The sequence below is a fragment of the Streptomyces minutiscleroticus genome (assembly GCF_014650875.1).
GTDB classification, from domain to species: Bacteria; Actinomycetota; Actinomycetes; order Streptomycetales; family Streptomycetaceae; genus Streptomyces; species Streptomyces minutiscleroticus.
Genome location: NZ_BMVU01000013.1, coordinates 125,007 through 145,782, shown reverse-complemented (window position 1 = coordinate 145,782; position 20,776 = coordinate 125,007). Strand labels below are relative to the sequence as shown.

The window sequence follows — 20,776 nt, the reverse complement described above, 5'->3', positions numbered from 1 at the left end:
CAAGCCACGTTCTGATAATTTCAGAACGATCCCCGGCACCCTGCCCGTGTCAGCCGCGGCATGGCACACTGCACGCTGTGACCGCCGTACCGGGAGGTGGGACGTGAGCGGGACACGCTCGGGCGGCAGCGCCCCCACCGTCTTGCGCATGGTCCTCGGAAAGCGGCTCCGCCATCTGCGCCAGCAGGCCGGAGTCTCCTTCGAGGAGGCGTCGCGGGCCATCGAGGTGACCCCTCTGACGGTCCGCCGGATCGAGAAGGCCGAGGTCGGCCTGCGCATCCCGTACGTGCGGGAGCTGCTGCGCGTCTACGGCGTGCCGGCGGCGGAGGCCGAGGACTTCCTCTCCATGGCGAGGGAGGCCAACAAGCCCGGCTGGTGGTACAAGTACCGCGACGTGCTGCCCGAGTGGTTCAGCGCCTACGTGAGCCTGGAGAGCGAGGCGGACGCCATCCGCCTCTACGAGCCCCACTACGTCCCGGGGCTCCTGCAGACCCACGACTACGCCGCCGCGCTGCTGCGCGCAGGCTTCCCCCACGACTCCGACGAGGAGATCGAGCGCCGCGTCGCCCTGCGGCTCAGGCGCCAGGACCTGCTCGCCGGACCCGGGGCGCCCACCGTCCTGGCCGTCCTGGAGGAGGGGGTGCTGCGCCGGCCGGTCGGCGGCGCCGCGGTGATGCGGGCGCAGATCGACCGGCTGTCCGAGGCGCTCGGCCTGCCCGGGGTGCACATCCGGATCATGCGGTTCGCCGTCGGCGCCCATCCCGGCGCCTTCGGCCCGTTCCACCACTTCCGCTTCGGCTTCTCCGAACTCCCCGACGTCGTCTACCTGGAGAGTCTGGCCGGCGCCGTCTACATCGACCGGCCCGCCGACGTCGTGCCCTACCTCGACGTCATGGACCGGATGTCCGTGCAGGCGGAACCGGCCGACCGGACCCGGGAGATCCTGGAGGAACTGCGCGCGGAGCTGTGACCGCGCGCGGGACGGGCCGGCAATCTTCGCACTGTCACACCGTCGCGCCTCCGAACCACCACAATGTCACACTGTTCCCTTCTTCTTCCTTCACGCGTTCCACACCCGGCCCGTCACCGCGCCCGCGCGGCCGGGCACCCCGTGCGCGTGCTTTCGCCACGTGAGGCGGGTGATGACACCGTGTCCGGCGGCGCTCCCCACGGCCCGGGTCAGCGGTCGGCGACCACGAGGACGAGCGGGAGGTCGTCGCAGGGCACGAGGCGGCGGCCGCGGTCCCGGGCGGGGCGGCGGCCGGCGAGCAGGGCGGCGAAGTCGGGTCCCTTGGTGAGGGAGCCCGCGAGGTGGGCGGGGTCCGCGGAGGCGGCGACCCGACCGCGGGCGTTGACCAGGTGGGCGGGGCCCGGCAGGCGCTGCAGGAGCGGGAGCACGGCGGCCTCGAAGTGGCGCAGGTAGACGTCGGCGGCGGCGACCCCCGCGAAGCGCCCGGCGACGGTGACCGGGGCGGACAGGGTCAGGCTGTACTCGTCGGAGCAGAGGTAGTCCACGTACGGTCCGGCGACCGCCCGCTCCCCGGTGTCGCGGGGCAGCGCGAACCAGTCCCAGTGCGTGTAGTCGGAGTACGCGGACTGCCGCGGGTCGAGGTCCAGGAGCAGCGGCCGTGTCCCGCCGTCCGCGCCGGACTGCCACCACTCCAGCCACGCCGGGACGTCGCCCAGTAAGCCGGGCAGCGCGACGAAGCCCACCCCCGAGACCAGGTCGGGCCGGGTGAGGCGGTCCTCGAGGCCCGGCCGCAGCGCCCGCAGGTCCGCGGTCGTGGGCGGGCGGCCCTCGCGCGCGATCCGGCCGAGCAGCGCCGTCGTCTCCGCGCGCGTCTCGGCCACCGAGGCGAACACGGCCTCCAGCGTGCCGCGCACGTGCGCGGCGACGGTCTCCTCCGTCACCTCCGCCGTCCCGTCGAGTGTCGCCGCCCCGGCCACCGCCGTGCTCCGGCTCATGGCCGCACTCCCGCGAACCGGAACGGGCGGGGGGCCGGGCGGGGGCGGAGCGCGGACGGACCGCGCGACGGCGAGTCGAACATGGTCCCGACCGTATATGCGACAGCGCCCCGGCGCATCTCGCACCCCCCCTCAACTTGGCACGTGCTCTTGGCAGTTGCCGGAGATCCACACTCTCCGTACGCTGTCCCGCACACCGTCCGCCCGGGATGCGCCATCCGCGTCCGTGGCGGACGTATGTGCTGGGGGCGTCAGGCTGCCCGCAGCGGATCCGGAATCCGGACCGGGGCCCACCGTGACCCGTGGGGCCCGTGCCCGGCCCCCGTGGCACCGTCTCGCGGATCGCCGTCGTCCCGCGAGGCCGGTCCGCGGACCCCCGGTGTCCCTGCGTCCGCCCGCCGCTTCCCCGTCCCCCCACCCCCCATACCCTCGTGGAGATCTCCGTGCGTCTGAGCAGGTTATTCAAGGTCGCCGTCGCTACCGGCGCCCTGCTGTCCGTCACCGCCTGCGGTTCGTCCGACGGGACCGGCTCCTCGTCGGTGTCGGGCCTGAACCCGCCGGACCTCACGGCCAGGACGGAGCTCGGCGAGAGCGAGGGCCAGGTCAACCTGATCGCCTGGGCCGGCTACGTCGAGGACGGCACCAACGACCCCGAGGCCGACTGGGTCACACCGTTCGAGGAGAAGACCGGCTGCCAGGTCGAGACCAAGGTGGCGGCCAGCTCCGACGAGATGGTCAAGCTGATGAAGACCGGCCGGTACGACGCGGTCTCCGCCTCCGGCGACGCCTCCCTGCGCCTCATAGCCTCCGGCGACGCCGCCCCCGTCAACACCGACCTGGTGCCCAACTACCAGGACGTCTTCATCGGCCTGCTGCAGCAGGACTGGAACTCCTACGAGGGCACGGCGTACGGCATCCCCCACGGCCGCGGCGCCAACCTGCTCATGTACAACACCGAGAAGGTCAAGCCCGCCCCGGACTCCTGGTCCGCGGTCTTCGACGAGGCATCGAAGTACAAGGGCAGGGTCACCGCGTACGACTCGCCGATCTACATCGCGGACGCGGCCCTGTACCTGCGCGAGACGCAGCCGGGCCTCGGCATCGACAACCCCTACGCCCTGGACGAGAACCAGTTCAAGGCCGCGGTCGAGCTGCTGGAGGAGCAGAACGCGAACGTGGGCGAGTACTGGAGCGACTACCTGAAGGAGGTCTCCGCCTTCAAGTCGGGCGACTCGGTCGTCGGCACCACCTGGGAGGTCATCAAGAACCTCACACAGGCCGAGGGTGCCAAGGTGGACGCGGTCCTGCCGCAGGAGGGCGCGACCGGCTGGTCCGACACGTGGATGCTGTCGGCCAAGGCCAAGCACCCCAACTGCGCCTACAAGTGGATGGACTGGATCATCTCCCCGGAGGTGAACGCCGAGGTCGCCGAGTGGTACGGCGAGGCCCCGGCGAACGTCAAGTCGTGCGACCTGACCAGCGACCCGGCGTTCTGCGACACCTACCACGCCACCGACGAGAACTTCTGGGCCGACATCGCCGTGTGGACGACGCCCATCGAGCAGTGCCTCGACGGCCGCACGGACATCAAGTGCGTGCCCTACTCGAAGTGGGTGCAGGCCTGGACGGAGATCAAGGGCTGACCCCGTCCGTCCGCCGTCCGCCGACGGTCCCGACACACCGTGCGCCCGGTGCACGCGCACGGTGTGCCCTTTCCTCCTGTTCGGGGTGCCCTGACCGTCCGTACGGGGTGCCCCGACCGTCCGCGCGGGCGCACCTTGCGATCGGCGCCCGCGTACACCGTGGTTGACGTGGAACCCGTCCGGATGCGGAGATGCTTCCGGACAGTGTGACCGTGTGATCGACCACGAGGCGAGGGCGGGCCATGGCGTTGCAGATCAGTGCGACCAATCCGGAGCATCCGGCGCTCCTGCTCGACCTGCCCTGGCAGCTGCCCCTGGAGGAGTGGCCGGACCGGTACCTGGTGCCGCTGCCGCGCGGCATCTCCCGGCACGTGGTGCGCTACGCCCGCGCCGGGGACGAGGTCGTGGCGGTCAAGGAGCTCGCCGAGCGGCCGGCCGTGCGCGAGTACGAGCTGCTGCGCTCCCTGCACCGGCTGCGCATCCCCGCGGTGGACCCGCTGGCCGTGGTCACCGGGCGGACCGGCGAGGACGGCGGGCCGCTGGAGCCCGTGCTGATCACCCGGCACCTCAACGGGTCGATGCCCTACCGGTCGATGTTCGAGACCACCCTGCGCCCGGCGACGATGCACCGGCTGATGGACGCCCTCGCCGTGCTGCTGGTGCGGCTGCACCTGGCCGGGTTCGCCTGGGGCGACTGCTCGCTGTCGAACACACTGTTCCGGCGCGACGCGGGCGCCTACGCCGCGTACCTCGTCGACGCCGAGACCGGCGACCTGCACCCGCGGCTCAGCCAGGGGCAGCGGGAGTACGACCTGGAGCTGGCCCGCGTGAACATCAGCGGTGAGCTGCTGGACCTGGAGGCGTCGGGCGCGCTGCACCCCTCCGTGGACGCGATCGCGTTCGGCGAGGAGATCTGCCGCCGCTACGACGGCCTGTGGCGGGAGCTGACCCGCACCTCCGTCTACCCGGCGGGCAAGCACCACTACATCGACCGCCGCATCCGGCGCCTGAACGACCTCGGCTTCGACGTCGCCGAGATGCAGATCGGTCACTCGCCCAACGGTGACACCGTCACCTTCGTGCCCAAGGTCGTGGACGCCGGCCACCACCAGCGGCAGCTGCTGCGGCTCACGGGCCTGGACGCCGAGGAGAACCAGGCCCGCCGCCTCCTCAACGACCTGGAGCGCTGGATGGCCACCCAGGACGACTACGCGCCCGGCGACCCCCTGACTGCCCGGCCCGAGGTCCTCGCGCACCGCTGGGTGCGCGAGGTGTTCCGGCCCACCGTGCGGCTGGTCCCCAAGGAGCTGCGCGGCTCCATGGACCCGGCCGAGCTGTACCACGAACTGCTCGAACACCGTTGGTACCTGGCCGAGCGCGCCCAGCACGACATCGACCAGGACACGGTGGTGAAGGACTACATCGCCACCGTCCTGCCGAAGGTCCGCGGACCGCTGCCGCCCGGGGACGGGACCGGAGACGGGACCGGGCCCATGGACGGGGACGGGACCGGAGACGGGGACGGGACCGGAGACGATCCGGAGCCGGAATCCGCGGACTGAATCCGGGGCCGGAGGGCCGGGACCCTTGGATCAGGCCGGCGGCACGACGGCCACGGGGGACGTCGCGTGGTGCATGACGGCGTGGGCCACCGAGCCGATCCGCGACCCCACGGCCGAGCGGCGGGCCCGCCGGCCGACCACCGTCAGCTGGGCGCGGGGCGCCAGGGACAGCAGCACCTCGCCCGCGCTGCCCATCTCGACGTGCTGGGTCACCGGCACCTCCGGGAACCGCTCGCGCCACGGCTCCAGCGCCTTGGCCAGGGACTGCCGCTCGTACGGTTCGAGGCCGCCCGCGTCGTCGAGGAGCTTGAGCGAGGCGGGGCTGAACGCGAAGACCGGCGGCAGGCTCCAGGCCCGTACCGCGAGGACGCCCGCGCCGCGCGCCGCCGCCGTCTCGAAGGCGAATTCCAGGGCCGCCGCGCTGTCCTCCGGGCCGCCCTGCTGGCCGACGACGACCTCCCGGCCCCCCGCCTCGGCCCCGGCGCGGTCGCCGGCGCGCACGAGCACGACGGGGGTGCCGGCCTCCGCGACCACCTGCTGCCCGACGGAGCCGAGCAGGAAGCCCATCACGGCGCCGTGGCCGCGCGAGCCGAGGACGAGCGCCGCCGCCCCGTCCCCGGCGTCGACCAGCGACTCGACCGGGGCGCCTTCCAGCAGCTCCGCGGTGACCCGCAGGCCGGTGTGACGGTCCGTCAGGCCGGACGCGGTCTCCTCCAGCGCGTCGAGCGCCCAGCGCCGCTGCGTCCCGTGGTCGCCGGTGTCGACGACGTCGTGCGGCTGGTGCTGCCAGGCGTGCACCACGCGCAGCGGCAGTTCGCGGCGGACGGCCTCGCGCGCGGCCCAGGCGGCGGCCGCCCGGCTCTCGGCTGTTCCGTCCACTCCCACGGTGATGGGGCGGGGCATAGGGCGCCTCTCCGTTCTGTCGCTGTGCCGGCGTGTCGCCCGCCGGGTCGGCGGCGTCGCGCGATCAGCCTATGCCGCGGGCGGCGTCACCCGGGGCCGCGGCCTCCCGTACGCCCGCATCGGCCGCCGCCGCTGCCGACGCCCCCCGCCGCCACGATCCGGGCCGGGCCGGAGCGAGGGGCGTCGGCGGAAAGGTCCGGGACTCCCGCACGGGAGGCTTGAACGCTCCCCCGCCCCCTCCCCGTATCAACGGGGAGAGATCCATGTCACCACTGCTGCGGGGTGTGACCATGATCGAGGCACGAATCCGCGCCGCCGACCTGCTCGCCGGCCGCTACCGCCTGTCCGGAGCCGTCCACCGGGAGGGCGGCCGGGCGGGACGGTACGGGGAGGAGACCGGGTCCGGGCGCCGGGTGTACGTCACGGGGGCGCGGCTGCCGGCCCTCCCGGACGAGGACGACGGCGCCGGGCCCGGGCAGGACCGCCGGGACGACCAGGAGCACCGGAGAGGCGACCTGGGCGGTCGGGGCGGCCAGAGCGGTCAGGACGACCGGCGCGGCCGGGACCACGGTGGTGCCGTCGGCCGGACCGCCGGCCGGGTGCTGCGGGACACGGCGGCCGTGGAACGGGTCCGCCCCGGGCGGGTGGCCGCCGTCGTCGACGTCTTCGAGCGGCGCGGCACCCTGTGGACGGTGATCGCGGCGCCCGCGGGGGTCCCGCTGTACCGACTGCTCGACGAGCGGGGCCCGTTGGAGCACGTCCGGGCGGCGCGCATCGCCCTGCGCCTCCTCGACGTCCTCGGCGCGGCCCACCGCGAGGGCGTCACGCACGGCGACCTCAGTCCCGGGCAGGTCTTCGTGGACGAGCGGGACGAGGTCACGGTGACCGGGTTCGGCGTGGTGGGACCGGTGCCCGCGCGGCGGGTCACGGCCCCCTCCTACGCGGCACCGGAGCAGGACCGCGCGGAGCGCGCCGGTCCGGAGTGCGACCTGTGGGCCGTCGGGGCCCTGCTGCACACGATGGTCGAGGGGCGCCCGCCGCACCGCGGCCGAGGGCGGCCCGACGCAGCGCACCGGACGGCGCGGCACCTCCCGGAGCCCGCCCCGCACCACCCCGGCCTGCTGGAACTGGCCGTCCAGGGCCTGCTGCGGGAGGACCCCCGGGAGCGGGTGACGGAGGAGGTGGTGCGCGGGGTCCTCGCACGCGTCGTCGCCGGGGTCCCGGACGGGGAGGCGGCCGGACCGGCCGGACCGGGCGGCCCGGCAGGGCGCCGGACCGTACGGAGAGCCGGTTCACCGGGGAACGCGAGGACCGGACCGCCAGGGACCGCGAGAGCCGGTTCACCGGAGACCGCGAGGACCGGCCCGCCGGAGACCGCAAGACCCGGTACTCCAGGTGCGGGGAGGTTCGCCCGGCGGCCCGCGGGGGCGCCCGCGCCGCGGTTCCCCGACGGCCGGAAGGCCGCTCTGGCCTGCGCGCTGGCCGCCACCGCCGTGTCGGCCGGCGTGCTGGCGGCGACCGGCGGGCCCGGCGCCGGCGAGACCTCCTCGGCCGCGTCCTCCTCTTCCGCCTCGCTGCCGGCGCCCGGCTCCGTACCGTCCTCAGGGCCGGGAGACGCCTCCTCCGGGCCGGACACGGGCGGCACCGCGCCGCCTTCCGCCCCGCAGGAGGGCGCCTCCTCCCCCGCCGGGACGAGTCCGTCCCCCGCCGCCCCGGCGACACCCACCGGCGAGGACCCCCCGCCGGGCTTCCGGCGCTACGAGGCCCCGCAGGGGTTCTCCGTCGAGGTGCCCGAGGACTTCGCGCCCCTCTCCACCCGCGGCTCCCCGCAGGTCTCGTACCGCGTCGTCCTCGGGGCGGGCGGCGATCGGCGCACCCTGACGGTCACCTACAGCACCCGGCTCGGCCCGGACCCCGTGGACGTGTGGGCGGAGCTCGAACCGTCCCTGCGCGCCAAAACCGCCGGGTACGCGCGCGTGGGGGACATCCGCGCCGTGCGGTACCGCGGCCGCCCCGCCGCCGACATGGAGTGGCTCTCCGCCGCCGGCGGCGCCCGCGACCGCACGTTCGGGCGCGGCTGCCTCCTCGGCGGCGGCCGGGGCTTCTCCCTGCGGTGGACCGCCGCGGCCGAGGAGTGGGACACCCCGGGCAACCGGCGGGCGCTGGACACCGTCCTCCGCTCCTTCCGGGAGCCCGCGCCCTGAGACGCCCCGGGACGGCGGGGCGGCGCGCACGGGCAAAGGAGCCGCGGGCCGCGGCCCGGTCCGCGCATGGCATGCTCGCGTGCACACCGTGGCACGCCGCACCGTCGCACGTCCCGTACGGCGGCGGCCGCCGTACGAACGCGAGGAGAGTCCGCTGTACGTGTCCCCCGCCCCCGCCGTACCCGTTGCAGCCGCCGTAGCCTCCGCGCCCGGCGCACCCGCCGCGCCCCCGGACGCCGCCGGGCGCACCGCGCCGGAGGGGGCACGCCGATGACCTTCGACGACCTCCTGCGGCGGGCGGCCGCGCTCGTACGGCCCGGCCGCCGCGCGGTCCTCGGCATCGCCGGCAGCCCGGGAGCGGGGAAGTCCACGCTCGCCGAGCACCTGGTGCGCGAGCTGAACGGCGCCGGCGACCCGTGGGTGGCGCACGTGCCGATGGACGGCTTCCACCTCGCCGACGCCGAACTGGAGCGGCTCGGGCGCCGGGACCGCAAGGGCGCGCCCGACACCTTCGACGCGGCGGGGTACGCCGCGCTGCTGCGGCGGCTGCGCGAGGAGGCCGACGGCGACGGCGTCGTGTACGCGCCCGCCTTCGAGAGGGAGCTGGAGCAGCCGCTCGCCGGCGCGATCCCGGTGCCGCCCGCCGCGCGGCTCGTCGTCACGGAGGGCAACTACCTGCTCGTCGACCGCGGCGACTGGGCGCGCGTCCGCCCCCTGCTGGACGAGGTGTGGTTCTGCAGGCCCGACGAGGAGGAGCGGCTGCGCCGCCTGGTCGCCCGGCACGAGCGGTTCGGCAAGGACCGCGACGCGGCGGTGGCCTGGGCGCACGGCACCGACCAGCGCAACGCCGACCTGGTCGCCTCGACGGCCGGCCGCGCTGACCTGCTCGTACCGGCGAGCGCCGTGCCGGCCCCGCCGGTGCCGTAGCGGCGCCGGAGACGGACCGGGCCGCGCACGCGCCACGGCCCTGGGGGCGGCGTCCCGATGACGCCGCCCCCAGGGCCGTGCCGCCCCACCCGCCCGGAGCGGGCCCTAGTGCCGGTGCGGGGTCCGGTCCTCCTCCTCGGCCGCCTCCTCGTTGGCGGGGACGCTCGGGCTGATCGGGTCGCCCTCGCCGCCCTCGGCCCGCCGGGTGTCCGTGTCCTCCTGGCGGCCCAGGTCCTTCAGTTCCTCGAGGACCTCGTCGGTCGCGGTCCCCGCTGGCTTCTTGCGCCCCTCGGCGCGTTCGGCGTTCTCACTCATGCGCCGCGGGTACCCCGCCCTCCCGCGGGTCAGTCCGCGGGACACGCCCCGGGCACAGGCGCCCCACGTTTTGCGCGTCGCGGCGTTTTGACGTATTGGATCCCGGTTACTCACTGTCTTGGGCCCGCCGCGTCGGCAGTCGGCTTCCGGGAGGGTTCGGCAGTGAGCCCGCCTCCCGACCGCCCGGCCCGAAGCACGGCGCACCTCCGCCGGGCGGCCGGGCGGGCGACCCGGAGCACCTCACCCCGCCCGCGCGGCCGGGTCGTACCCCGCGCCGGCCGGCCCGTCGCGCCGGGGCGGCCGCCATGGCCGCCCCCCGCTCCACGGCCCCGGGCCCTCGGCGCTCCACCGGCCCTGGCCCCTCGGCCCTCACACCGATTCGGCGAGCACCTCTTCGCGCAGCCTGGCGCAGCAGCCGCTGAGCAGTCGCGAGACGTGCATCTGCGAGATGCCGAGCTGCTGGGCGATGCGGCTCTGGGTCATGCCGCGGAAGTAGCGCAGGTACAGGATGGTGCGCTCGCGTTCGGGGAGCGCCAGCAGGCAGGGTTTCACCGCCTCGCGGTCGATGACGAGGTCGAAGCCGGAGTCGGGCTCGCCGAGCGCGTCGCCCAGGGCGTAGCCGTCGTCGCTGCCGGGGAGCTCCGCGTCGAGCGACAGCGCTGCGAAGCTGTCCAGGGCTTCGAGACCGGTGCGCACGTCGTCCTCGGTCATCTGCGCGTACGCGGCGATCTCGGCGACGGTCGGGGCGCGGCCGGAGATCGTCTGGGACAGCTCCTTGCCCGCGGCGCGTACGCGGTTGCGCAGGTCCTGGACCCGGCGCGGTACGTGCAGCACCCACATGTGGTCGCGGAAGTGCCGTTTGATCTCACCGGTGATGGTGGGGACCGCGTAGCTCTCGAAGGCGCAGCCGCGGGCGGGGTCGTAGCGTTCGACCGCCTTGACCAGACCGAGCGCCGCGACCTGGGCGAGGTCCTCGACGGACTCGCCGCGGCCTCGGTAGCGCGCCGCGATCCGCTCGGCCATCGGCAGCCACAGCTCGACGAGCTCGTCGCGCAGTGCCTGGCGCTCGGGGCCCTCGGACAGGGCGGAGAGCCGTTCGAACGCGGCGGCCGTGTCGGGGGCGTCGTCGTGCGGGTGCTGCTTCGTTCTGACAGTGGCTCGCATGGTGCGTCGCACCTCCCTCAGGAATGCCGGGGTGGGGCAGTGGCCATGGGAGGGGCACGGCTGACGGAGGGGAAACACACCCGCGATCTGGCGGACCAGCTCCCACGGACGTGCCTCCGGTCCGAAGCACTGTTATCTCCGATTCCCCCAAAAGGGATGTTTCAAACAAATAGGGCAAGCCACGCGCGACGCGGCGACCTGTGGTTTCGCCCGGCCCGCCCGGGTACTCACGGTGAATGAACCTCACTGCCGCACCTCTGGCCCTGTCGTCCGACGTGCCCTTCGGTGGACTGGCACCCTTCCTGGTCGGCGTCGTCGTCGCGGCCGTGCTCATCACGGCCGTCTGGTGGGGATGGCGCATCAGGAGCCGGGAGCCGGCGCCGCCGCGCCCCGAGGACCAGCCGCGCCTGCCCGAGTCGGGCCCCGTGCGCGAGACGCGGGAACGGCGCGAGCCCTCCGAGATGCCGCACGGCGGCGACCGGCTGACCCCGCACCGGATGCACGGCGGCCGCCCCGGTCCCCGTCCCGCCGCCGACCAGAACCCGCCCACCTGGGACGGGGGCAGCGGCGGCTTCGGCAGCGGAGGCCCCGGCCGCACCTGACCGGGTTCCGACCAGGGCCTGACCCGCCCCTGCCGCGGGCCCCCTCGGCCGCACCCCGAGCGGGCCCCGCCGACCGCGTCACCGGACCCGGCGCCCTCACCCGTGTTCTCGGAGTTCCGAGAACCCCGGACGTTCCCGGAGCCCTGGACCGCTCAGGGGTTCCGGCCCGGTCGTCAGGCGCGCCGGGTGTGCCTGCCGCGGTGGGCGCGGCCCAGCGCGTGCAGCCGCTCCAGCGCGTCGAGGAGCACCGTGCGGTGGTACCAGTGCAGCCAGCGTCCGGCCTGGTCGCCCGTGGCCTCCAGGGCGCGCGTCCGCACCGTCGGCAGCCCGTGCAGGACGTGGTCGAAGTGGGCCGTGACCGTCCCCAGGACCGCTCCGGACTCGGCGCGCAGCGGCACGCCGTGCCAGGCCCGGCTGCCGGACCGGAGCATGACGCCCAGCTCGGCCGGCGAGTACGACGGCTCGACGCCCACGTCCTTGAGCGTGACCTGGCCGCCGCTGCGCACCGGGAGCATGCAGACGGAGTCCAGGTCGCCCACGAAGTCGTAGTGGTCGAGGAACTCGGGGGTGAGGCCGCGCTGCTTCTCGATGCGCAGGCCGCGGGACGCGCGGTCGGCCGTCATCACCTTGCCGCGCTCGGCCCCGGCGAGGGTGAGCGTGTGGTGCAGCACCGCGCCGAGGACGGCGCCGCGGTTGCCGCTGTCGTACACCTCGGGCGGCGCGAACGTCAGGCGCGGCGCGGGCTGCCGGCGGCGCCCGGGGAACCACAGCTCCTGGTCGTGGTCCGGGCGCCCCACGGTGAGCAGGGCGCCGACCAGGGTGCGCAGCTTGACGTTGTGCTCCTGGGAGACGCGCTGCAGCAGGGCGAAGGCCGTCTCCCCGTCCGGAAGGCCGTAACGCTCCTGCAGAAGACCCTGGGCCTGGGCGATCAGCGGCCGGGAGCGCACCTGGGCGCGCAGCTGCCGGATCTCGGACAGCAGACGGTCCCGCTCGTCCCTGACCGCCGCCTCGTCCCACGTCTCCGGCACGCCGGCCCTCCTGTCGCGTTTCACTGGTCCCCGTCCCCGTTGTGCATCCGTCTGCCCGGCGACGGGGCCGGTACGCAGGGGCGCGGTGCCGCGGGAGGCGCGCCGCCCCCGGCCGGAACGGGCACAGAGGACGTCGTGCGCCGCGAGGGAACAGAGAAGTAACAGGTCGGACAGGTCGCCCGGAGCGCGGGCCGGACGGCGGGCGTGCGCCGCCGTCCGGCCCGGCGCGCTCAGGGGAGTGCCGGGGAAGAGGCCGGGGCGGCCGGGGAGACCACGGAAGGGGCCGGCCCGGAGGCCGCGGGCGGCGTCCCGGCCGCCTCGGCGCGGCGCCGCCGGCGCGTCCGCCGGCGGCGCGGCTCCTGGTCCGGCAGCCAGCCGAAGGCCAGGCAGCTGCCGACCACCCCGAGCAGCAGGCCGACGAGGAAGCCGCCGAGGTTCGAGGTGAGCCAGGTGCCGAGCGACAGCAGGACGCCGCAGATCGAGTAGAACAGCCGCTGGGCGGGGTTGAACAGGATCAGCAGGCCGCAGACCAGCATGAGGACGGGCAGCAGATAGCCGGCCAGGCCCTGCATGCCGACGTGCAGCACGACCTTCAGGGACGCCTTCAGGGTGAGCAGGATCTCCGCTCCGCCGAGGGCGAGCAGCAGCCCGCCCCAGAACGGCCGGCGGGCCCGCCAGTCCCGGAAGGCGGACCGCGCCCCTCGTCCGCCGGACATCAGCAGCCCTGGTCGCTGAAGCGCAGCTTCAGGCCCGGCAGCTTGAAGACCGCGGCCGTGGTGGCGTAGTTGGTCTGCCGCAGGTTCTTGATGTACACGGTGTCGGCCTGCTGGGAGAAGACGCCCTTGGGGCCCTGGACGCCGGCCTTGTCGAGCGTGCCGGCGTCGTTGCCGATCTCGATGTTGTCGAAGGCGGCGTCGCCCGACAGCTCGGTGGAGTCGGTGGTCAGATTGGTGGCCTGCACCTTCTGCGACCCCTGGCCCGCGGTGATGAGCAGGTTGGTGCCGCCGAGGTCGACGCTCTGGCACAGCTTGGTGAGGCTCGCCTTCTTGATCGCGGACACGACCACGAGGACCTGGCCGCCGGTGTCACCGGCGTTCGGGCTGTCCTCGGCCATGCTGTCGAGCCCGCCGAACTGCTCGAAGCCCTGCCCGTCGAGCTCGGTGGCGGTGACGGTGAAGGGCATTCCGGAGATCGCGAACTGTACGCCCAGGGCGCCCTGGGCGGTGAGGACCACGAGGCCGGCGGCGATCACGGTGGCGGGTACCGCCATCACCGCCGCCCGGCGCGCGCGGACGCGTCCGCGGCGCTCCGGGACGGAGGCGGCGCCGGGTCTGTCGGGGGTGGGACCGTCGGACGCGGTGAGGTCCGGGGACGAGGCCATGTCTGCTCCCTGGCTCGGTCGACACAGGTGGGGCTTCGGTGGCGCGTTGTCCTGGCGCGGACAGCGACTGGGGCGCACGCCTCCTCGCGCCTCCCGGCGAGCGCAAGGGCTTCTCGTGACACCTCAGCGGTCGCCGTGAAGTTACCGCCGGTAAACAACAGGGGTCAAGGACTCTGTGCGAAAACGGCACCGAAGATGTGAGGGCCCGGTGGAGCAGCCCGCCCGACGTGCGGGAACGGGACGGACGGCAGCACCGTACGGACGCGCGCCACCGGCACCCGTACGCGGTCCGGCACCCCCGCGACCCCGTCCGCGACGCCCGCTCCTGCACCACGGCGCCCCTCCGCGCCACGCCCCGCACCCGTCCGGCCCGCGGCACGGCGACCGCCGGGCCTGCACCCCTCCGCCGCGCACCGCGTGCGCGGGCGGTCCGCGTCCTGCCCGCTGATCGATCGCCGACTTCCGTACGCAGCCTTGACGTTGCTCGTCCGGGAGGTCTACAACCTTCTCAAGTTACTCACGGGTCCGTGGCGCCGGACCCGTCGCGCGCCGCACGGCACCTCCCGGGCACCATCCCCGTCACACGGGACCCCGGCGGCCGAGCCGCCCCTCCCGATGGCAGATCCCGCACGTGCGGCGCGCCACGGCACCCCGCTCCACCCTCACGCGGCACCGGCACGGCTCCCTTCCCCCGGGGACCGTGCCGGCCGCCGCCGGTCCGTCGCGTACGGAGAAGGCGCGGCGGACCGGCGGCGGCCACGGGCCGTGCCTTTTCCACCCCCACTTCGAGAAAGGCACCCGCATGCGCACGCGAACCGTCCTCGCCCTGACCGGAGCCGTCGCCGCACTCGTCCTGCCGGCGGCCGTACCCGCCTCCGCCGCCGACGCGGCGGTGCTCACCACCGGCGGTCCCGGCGGCACCGCCGTCGCGGCCGGTGACGTGCTCAACGCGTCCCTGGCGGCCGGCACCAACGCCACCCTGTACTCCAGCAGCACCGGCACGAGCGGCGTCTCCTGCTCGTCGTCGGCCTTCACCGCCACCGTCACCGGCAACCCCACCGCGCCGGGCACGGCCACCGAGTCGGTCACCGCCCACACCTTCGACGCCGCCAGCTGCACCAGCAACGTCGTCGGCGTGCTCGGGGTCAACAGCATCAGGATCGACAACCTGCCCTACACGGCCTCCGTGACCTCGGCGGGCAGCCTCACGATCACCCCGCCCGCCGGCTCGACGGTCCAGACCACCGTCTCCCTGCGCACCCTGCTGGGCAGCATCACCTGCGTCTACCGGGCACCGAGCCTGAGCGGCACGGCGAGCAACACCGACAACAGCATCACGTTCACCAACCAGCAGTTCACGAAGTTCTCGGGCTCGTCGCTGTGCTTCAACAACGGCTACTTCACCGCGAAGTACGCCCCGGTCAAGGACACGACGCAGTCCGGCGCCCCGTCCGTCTTCGTCAACTGACGTCCGCACCGGGCCTCTCACGGCGCCGGGCCGCGGCGGGGACCGTCCCCCCGCCGCGGCCCGGCCGCCGCCATGCACGCCCGGTGCGTCAGTCCAGGTCGCTCTGGTCGATGTAGCCGGAGTCGACGAGCTCCTCGCGGTAGTTCGACCTGTCGACGCTGACCGGGTCCAGCAGGTAGGCGGGGACCACCTTCTCGCCGTTGTCGTAGGTGGTGCCGTCGTTGGTCACCGGCTTCTTGTCGCGGATGACGGCGTTCACCATGTAGCTGGTGACCAGGGCGAGCTGGCGGGTGTCCTTGTAGACGGTCTGCGTCTGCTCCCCCGCGATGATCGACCGGACGGAGGGGACCTCCGCGTCCTGGCCGGTGATCAGCGGCAGCGGCTTGCCGTCGCCGCCGTACCCGTGGGCCTTCAGCGCCTTGATGATGCCGAGGGACATCCCGTCGTACGGCGAGAGCACCGCGTCCACCCGGCCGGTGGAGTAGTGCTCGTCGAGGATGTCGTCCATGCGTCTCTCGGCGGCGTCGCCGTCCCAGCGCAGGGTGGTGACGTCGTCGAGCGCGGTCTGCCCGGACCGCACGACGAGCTCCTTGTTCTGGATGTGGGGCCGCAGCACGTCCATCGCGCCCTTCCAGAAGTAGCGCGTGTTGTTGTCGTCGGCGGAGCCCGCGAAGAGCTCGACGGTGAACGGGCCCTGCTCGGTGCCGTTGATCAGCCCGATCTCCTCGGCCAGGTAGTTGGCCTGGAGCGCGCCGACCATCTCGTTGTCGAAGGACGTGTAGTAGTCGACGTGGGGCGTGCCGAGGATGAGCCGGTCGTAGGCGATCACGGGTATGTGCGCGCCGGCCGCCTTCTTGAGGACGCCGGTGAGCGAGTGGCCGTCGACGGCCGCGATCACGAGGGCGTCCACCCCCTCGTCGATCATCTCCTCCACCTGCGCGACCTGCGTCTCGGGCTTGTTGTCCGCGTACTTCAGCGTGGCGCCGAAGCCGAACTGCTTCAGCTCGTCGACCATGTTGTTGCCGTCGTCGATCCACCGCTGCGAGACCTTGGTCGGCATCGCGAGGCCGACGGTCGCCCCCTTCGCCCCGCCGCCGGCTCCGGTGCTCGTGCCGCAGGACGCGAGGGACAGGGAGACAAGCGCGGAAAGGGCCGCAGCGACGGTGGTGCGGGCACGGATGGTCATCGTTCCTCACTCGGTGACAGGCTGTCTGCGCAGCTCGAAGGAGCCGCACGGCCGGGCGAGGACGTCGGCGTCCGCGTGCTGGAGGCGCGGACGGGGCCGGAGACGTCCCCGCGCACGACGGCCGGGCGGGGTCCCGTTCTCGGCGTGGTCGAACACGCCGCCCGGGCCGGGGCGGCGCGGCATGGCGAGGTGCTGGGGGGCGGTGCACCGGGCGGGCACGAGGAACTCGCGGGCCCGCCGGCGGCCGCCGGGACACGGACGGCGCCGGGGGTGTCCGGGTGCGGCTCGCCCGCCGGGTCGCGGCGAGGTGGTGGAGCGGCGGACCGGACGGTCCCGTGCGTCGGCCGGCGGTGCAGGACGTGCGGACGTTCCGCACACGTACGTACCGGGGTGACCGGCCCCACGCGCGCGGCCCTCGAACGTGGGTGCGGGGCAGCGTATCCCAGCCACTGGCCTATTGGGCCCTGTTCGTCACAACTGTTTCGACCACCGACGTATAGCAAGATCATCGATCCTGTCGGACATGCCGGGTCCGCTCCGACCAGTGATCACCACGGACCCGCCCCCGCGACGTCGCGGGCCGCGGCGGCCCGGTCCCGGCGGCAGGCCGCGCCGGGCGTGCGGGGCGCGCCGGGCCTGGACGGCGTGCGGGGCGCGGGACCGGTTCCGGCGGTCAGCCGTGCCGGGCCTGCAGGGCGCGGGCGGCCCGCGGCCCCAGGCCGCGCTTGAGCCGGCGCAGCACGCCCAGCCGGCCGGCCGCCCGGTCCAGGTGGTAGTAGAGCCGCGGCGGCACGTACGGCAGCAGCGGGGAGTGGCGCTGGCCGAGCAGGGCGAACATCCGCCCGGGTTCGAGGCCGATGTAGCGCGGCAGGTCCTCGTACCAGCGGGCGCTGTGGCGGGCGGCGCTCTGCGCGGACAGCAGGGCGCGCTTGCGCTCCCTCTCGTACGCGGCGAGGGCCGCCGCCCGGCCGGGCACGTCGCGCAGCGCCCCGGCCAGGGCGAGGGCGTCCTCCAGGGCGAGGGTGGTGCCCGCGCCGATCGAGTAGTGCGTGGTGTGGGCGGCGTCCCCCATGAGCACCAGGTCGCCGTAGGACCAGGTGCGGTTGGTGAGGGTGCGGAAGGTGCGCCACGGGGCGGTGCCGTCGGCGTGCGCCCGCCCGGTCAGCCGGTGGCCGTCCAGCAGTCGCGCGAACAGCCCCTCCAGCAGGGCGAGGCCGTCCTCCTGGGACATGCGGTCCAGGCCGAGGCCGGTCCAGGTCTCCGGGGGGCACTCCACGACGCAGGTGCTGCGGTCCGCGTCGTGGCGGTAGGCGTAGCACCAGATCCAGCCGTGCGGGGTCTCGGCGAAGGAGAAGGTGAACGCGTCGAGGACCTTGGTGGTGCCCAGCCAGACGTAGAGGTTGCGGCCGACGGCGGCCTCGGTGCCGAAGCGGTCGGCGTGCCGCTCGCGCAGGGCGCTGTGCACGCCGTCGGCCGCGACCACCAGATCGGCGGCGGGCAGGTCGGCGGGACCGCTCACCGGCCTTCCGTGCTCGACGCGTACGCCCAGGGAGCGGGCCCGGTCGGCGAGGACGTCCAGCAGGCGGTGGCGGCCGATGCCGAAGCCCTCGTCGCCCGTGTGCCGCGCCGTGCGGTCGCCGACGTGGGCGACGCCGTCGCGCCAGCGCACGGACGCCGCCTCCACCGCGTGCGCCGACTCGGGGTCGCCCGCCCGCAGCCTGTCGAGCAGGCCGCCCCAGTAGGTCACGCCCCAGCCGTAGGTCGCGCCGGCCGGGTCGCGTTCGAGGACGGTGACGTCGTGCGCCGGGTCCTGGCGCTTCATCAGAATCGAGAGGTACAGGCCGGCGGGCCCGCCGCCGACACAGACGACCTTCACACGCACCCCACTGTTCGCCCCGGGTGACCGTTCGGGAGCACAGGGTAGGAGCGCGGCGGCGCCGCGGGCGCGGCGCCGCGCCGGGCACCGGCCCGAAAAGGGTGGTACGCGGCCGGGGCGGGATGGCGGGGGCGAAGCGGGGAAGACGCACGGGGAGCGTGCGAACGATGCCGCCGGGCCGAGGAAGGGCTCATGGACAACCTGACGATCCTGATCGTGGTCGTGGCCGTGCTGGCCGTGCTGACCCTCGCGGCGGCGGTCGCCGTGCTCGTCCGGCTGGTCCGCACCCGCCGCACCCTGGACCGGGCCGGCCTGCCGACCGGCCCCAAGTGGGTGTTCTGGGGCGCCGTCGCCTATCTGCTGCTCCCCGCGGACCTGGTGCCGGACCCGGTCTACCTCGACGACATCGGCGTCCTGCTGCTGGCGCTGAAGTCGATGCGCTCCGCCGTGCCGGGGAAGCTGCCGCCGTCGGCCGGACGCGGGTACGGGGACCGCGGCCGGGACGCCGCTCCCGCCCCCGGGCCGGGCTCGCGCCCCGCCGGCCACTGACGCGACGGACCCCGTTCCCGAGCCGGCGGGCCAGGAGCCGGATACCGGCTGCCGGGCGGCCGGAGGCGTCTGCTTGGCTGGTTCCGCCGGGACGGGACCACAAGGGGCGGACAGCGCATGGGGACGGACAGGACCGACATCGAGCACGTCGCCGACGGCGTGCACCTGGTGCACGGCAGCGACACCAACTGGACGATCCTCACCGAGGGGGACGCCGTCACACTGATCGACACCGGCTACCCCGGGGACCGGCGGGCGCTGCTCGACTCGCTGACGGCGGTGGGGCGTTCGCCGGAGGCGGTCTCGGCCGTGCTGATCACGCACGCCCACAACGACCACCTCGGCTCGGCCGAGTACCTGCGGCGCACCTACGGCGTCCCCGTGTACCTGCACGAGGCCGAGGTGCCGCACGCGCGCCGCGACTTCCTGCACCAGGTGACCGTCGGGCAGGTCGCGCGCAACGCGTGGCGCCCCGGTGTGCTGCCCTGGTCGGTGCGCGCCCTGCGGCACGGCGGCACGGCGCACGTGCCGGTCGGCGCCCCGAAGCCGTTCCCGGCCCCCGGCCGGCTGGACGTGCCCGGCCGCCCCGTGCCGGTGCACACGCCCGGCCACACGGCGGGCCACTGCGCCTACCACCTCCCGGAGGCCGGGATCGTGGTCTCCGGTGACGCGCTGGTCACGGGGCACCCGATCGCCCGCGCCGACGGGCCGCAGCTGCTGCCGGCCATGTTCCACCACGACCGGACCGGCGCCCTCGCCTCGCTGGACGCCCTGGAGGCGCTGGAGGGCGACGCCCTGCTGCCGGGGCACGGCCCCCTCCGCCGCGGCCCCGTCCGCGAGGCGGCGCGCCGGGCCCGCGCACGCGCCTTCTGACCGCCGCCGGAGGAACAGCGGCCGCCCTCCCCCGGGCGGCCGGACGGGCCGGCGCCCGGCGCGCCGTGCACCGGCCCGTCGCGGAGCCGTACCGCCGGGCCCGCGGCGGTTCCCCGCCGCGGGCCCCGCCGTCACCAGCGGTTCTCGACCTGGTCCTTGATGCGCCGGTCGTACAGGTCGGTGATCGCCGCGAGCGTCTCCGGGGACAGCTCCGGGACCTCGGCGGCGGCCGCGTTGGCCCGGGCCTGCTCCGGGTTGCGGGCACCGGGGATCACGGTGGTGACGCCGGGCTGCTGCACGATCCAGGCGAGCGCCAGCTGGGCCGGGGTGACGCCCTCGGGGGCGAGGGCGGCGAACTCCGCCGCCGCCTCGACACCGGTGGCGTAGTCGACGCCGGAGAAGGTCTCGCCCTGGTCGAAGGCCTCGCCGTGGCGGTTGAACGTCCGGTGGTCGTTCTCCGCGAAGACCGTGTCCTTCGTGTACTTGCCGGACAGCAGGCCGGAGGCCAGCGGCACCCGGGCGATGATGCCGACGCCGGCCTCCCGGGCCGCGGGCAGCACCCGGCGCAGGGGCTTCATGCGGAAGGGGTTGAGGATGATCTGGACGCTGGCCACGTTCGGGCGGGCGATCGCGGTCAGCGCCTCCTCGGCGGTCTCCACGCTCACGCCGTACGCGGCGATCCGCTCCTCGGCCACGAGGGTGTCCAGCGCGTCGAAGACCTCGTCGGAGGAGTAGACGGGCGTCGGCGGGCAGTGCAGCTGCACCAGGTCGAGCCGGTCGGTCCCGAGGTTGCGGCGCGAGCGGTCGTTCCACTCGCGGAAGTTGTCCAGCACGTAGTTCCGCGGGATCTGCTCGACCCGCCGGCCCATCTTGGTCGCCACCGTCACCCGCAGGTCGGGGCGGTCCTTCAGGAAGCGCGCGATGGTCTGCTCGCTGCGCCCGTCGCCGTACACGTCGGCCGTGTCGAAGAAGGTCACGCCCGCCTCGGCGGCGGCCTCCAGGACCGCCAGGGCGTCCTTGTCGTCCACGTCGCCCCAGTCGGCGCCCAGCTGCCAGGTGCCCAGCCCGATGACCGAGACCTGCCGGCCCGTCCTGCCCAATACTCGCTCGTCCATGGGGTCAGTGTGACA

20 protein-coding genes are annotated in these 20,776 nt (G+C 74.6%); 9 read left to right on the top strand and 11 right to left on the bottom strand.

Annotation, left to right across the window (positions count from 1 at the left end):
* Window positions 1-103: 103 nt before the first annotated feature.
* The gene (locus IE271_RS16095) at window positions 104-970 is read left to right on the top strand and encodes a Sco1979 family transcriptional regulator (protein ID WP_491591078.1); all 867 of its coding nucleotides are present in this window, start codon (window positions 104-106) and stop codon (window positions 968-970) included.
* Window positions 971-1,179: 209 nt separating this feature from the next.
* On the opposite strand, the gene IE271_RS16090 is transcribed toward IE271_RS16095, so the two are convergent.
* Entirely contained in the window at window positions 1,180-1,965 is a 786-nt protein-coding gene (locus tag IE271_RS16090) for a cache domain-containing protein (RefSeq protein WP_190190987.1), read from the bottom strand.
* Between the two features lie 431 nt (window positions 1,966-2,396).
* Here IE271_RS16090 and IE271_RS16085 point away from each other — a divergent pair, with 431 nt between their 5' ends.
* Complete coding sequence (locus IE271_RS16085) at window positions 2,397-3,608, top strand: ABC transporter substrate-binding protein (RefSeq protein ID WP_229919369.1); 1,212 nt, start codon at window positions 2,397-2,399, stop codon at window positions 3,606-3,608.
* A 242-nt stretch (window positions 3,609-3,850) separates the two neighbouring features.
* The gene (locus tag IE271_RS16080) at window positions 3,851-5,170 is read left to right on the top strand and encodes a DUF4032 domain-containing protein (protein WP_190190986.1); all 1,320 of its coding nucleotides are present in this window, start codon (window positions 3,851-3,853) and stop codon (window positions 5,168-5,170) included.
* Window positions 5,171-5,200: 30 nt separating this feature from the next.
* Here the strand turns inward: IE271_RS16080 and IE271_RS16075 are convergent, their stop codons facing one another.
* Window positions 5,201-6,073: a universal stress protein gene (locus IE271_RS16075; protein ID WP_190190985.1), complete on the bottom strand. Its 873-nt coding sequence runs from the start codon at window positions 6,071-6,073 to the stop codon at window positions 5,201-5,203.
* Window positions 6,074-6,336: 263 nt separating this feature from the next.
* Here IE271_RS16075 and IE271_RS42035 point away from each other — a divergent pair, with 263 nt between their 5' ends.
* Together IE271_RS42035 and IE271_RS16065 are read left to right on the top strand one after the other, a co-directional pair.
* Entirely contained in the window at window positions 6,337-8,277 is a 1,941-nt protein-coding gene (locus IE271_RS42035) for a serine/threonine-protein kinase (protein WP_229919368.1), read from the top strand.
* A gap of 270 nt (window positions 8,278-8,547) precedes the next feature.
* Window positions 8,548-9,204 (top strand): nucleoside/nucleotide kinase family protein, encoded by a 657-nt coding sequence (locus IE271_RS16065; RefSeq protein ID WP_190190984.1) that lies wholly within the window; start codon window positions 8,548-8,550, stop codon window positions 9,202-9,204.
* Between the two features lie 105 nt (window positions 9,205-9,309).
* Here the strand turns inward: IE271_RS16065 and IE271_RS16060 are convergent, their stop codons facing one another.
* Both IE271_RS16060 and IE271_RS16055 read right to left on the bottom strand, forming a co-directional pair.
* A complete protein-coding gene (locus IE271_RS16060) occupies window positions 9,310-9,519 on the bottom strand; it encodes a hypothetical protein (protein WP_190190983.1) in 210 nt (69 codons plus the stop codon).
* Window positions 9,520-9,888: 369 nt separating this feature from the next.
* Window positions 9,889-10,683, bottom strand: coding sequence for an RNA polymerase sigma factor SigF (locus tag IE271_RS16055; protein WP_190190982.1), 795 nt, complete (start codon window positions 10,681-10,683; stop codon window positions 9,889-9,891).
* Window positions 10,684-10,919: 236 nt separating this feature from the next.
* Between IE271_RS16055 and IE271_RS16050 the strand changes: the two genes are divergently transcribed.
* Window positions 10,920-11,285: a DUF6479 family protein gene (locus tag IE271_RS16050; RefSeq protein ID WP_190190981.1), complete on the top strand. Its 366-nt coding sequence runs from the start codon at window positions 10,920-10,922 to the stop codon at window positions 11,283-11,285.
* Window positions 11,286-11,458: 173 nt separating this feature from the next.
* Here the strand turns inward: IE271_RS16050 and IE271_RS16045 are convergent, their stop codons facing one another.
* The 3 genes from IE271_RS16045 to IE271_RS16035 all read right to left on the bottom strand — a co-directional run bounded on the left by IE271_RS16045 (window position 11,459) and on the right by IE271_RS16035 (window position 13,694).
* The gene (locus tag IE271_RS16045; RefSeq protein ID WP_190190980.1) at window positions 11,459-12,313 is read right to left on the bottom strand and encodes an ANTAR domain-containing protein; all 855 of its coding nucleotides are present in this window, start codon (window positions 12,311-12,313) and stop codon (window positions 11,459-11,461) included.
* Window positions 12,314-12,543: 230 nt separating this feature from the next.
* A complete protein-coding gene (locus IE271_RS16040) occupies window positions 12,544-13,029 on the bottom strand; it encodes a DUF6114 domain-containing protein (RefSeq protein WP_190190979.1) in 486 nt (161 codons plus the stop codon).
* Entirely contained in the window at window positions 13,029-13,694 is a 666-nt protein-coding gene (locus IE271_RS16035; protein WP_190190978.1) for a DUF6230 family protein, read from the bottom strand. The genes IE271_RS16040 and IE271_RS16035 overlap by 1 nt, the downstream gene beginning before the upstream one ends.
* Before the next feature lie 802 nt (window positions 13,695-14,496).
* Between IE271_RS16035 and IE271_RS16030 the strand changes: the two genes are divergently transcribed.
* The gene (locus tag IE271_RS16030; RefSeq protein ID WP_190190977.1) at window positions 14,497-15,162 is read left to right on the top strand and encodes a Tat pathway signal sequence domain protein; all 666 of its coding nucleotides are present in this window, start codon (window positions 14,497-14,499) and stop codon (window positions 15,160-15,162) included.
* Between the two features lie 88 nt (window positions 15,163-15,250).
* Here the strand turns inward: IE271_RS16030 and chvE are convergent, their stop codons facing one another.
* From chvE to IE271_RS16015, 3 genes are all read right to left on the bottom strand, one after another.
* The gene (gene chvE / locus IE271_RS16025) at window positions 15,251-16,348 is read right to left on the bottom strand and encodes a multiple monosaccharide ABC transporter substrate-binding protein (protein ID WP_190190976.1); all 1,098 of its coding nucleotides are present in this window, start codon (window positions 16,346-16,348) and stop codon (window positions 15,251-15,253) included.
* A 6-nt stretch (window positions 16,349-16,354) separates the two neighbouring features.
* Complete coding sequence (locus tag IE271_RS16020; protein ID WP_190190975.1) at window positions 16,355-16,531, bottom strand: hypothetical protein; 177 nt, start codon at window positions 16,529-16,531, stop codon at window positions 16,355-16,357.
* 490 nt (window positions 16,532-17,021) lie between these two features.
* A complete protein-coding gene (locus IE271_RS16015; RefSeq protein WP_190190974.1) occupies window positions 17,022-18,224 on the bottom strand; it encodes an FAD-dependent monooxygenase in 1,203 nt (400 codons plus the stop codon).
* Window positions 18,225-18,416: 192 nt separating this feature from the next.
* Here IE271_RS16015 and IE271_RS16010 point away from each other — a divergent pair, with 192 nt between their 5' ends.
* Both IE271_RS16010 and IE271_RS16005 read left to right on the top strand, forming a co-directional pair.
* Complete coding sequence (locus tag IE271_RS16010; RefSeq protein ID WP_190190973.1) at window positions 18,417-18,773, top strand: YkvA family protein; 357 nt, start codon at window positions 18,417-18,419, stop codon at window positions 18,771-18,773.
* 117 nt (window positions 18,774-18,890) lie between these two features.
* Entirely contained in the window at window positions 18,891-19,646 is a 756-nt protein-coding gene (locus IE271_RS16005) for an MBL fold metallo-hydrolase (protein WP_190190972.1), read from the top strand.
* Between the two features lie 131 nt (window positions 19,647-19,777).
* On the opposite strand, the gene IE271_RS16000 is transcribed toward IE271_RS16005, so the two are convergent.
* Window positions 19,778-20,761 carry an aldo/keto reductase gene (locus IE271_RS16000; RefSeq protein ID WP_190190971.1) on the bottom strand — a complete coding sequence of 328 codons (984 nt, stop codon included), beginning with the start codon at window positions 20,759-20,761 and terminating at the stop codon, window positions 19,778-19,780.
* Between the last annotated feature and the right edge of the window lie 15 nt (window positions 20,762-20,776).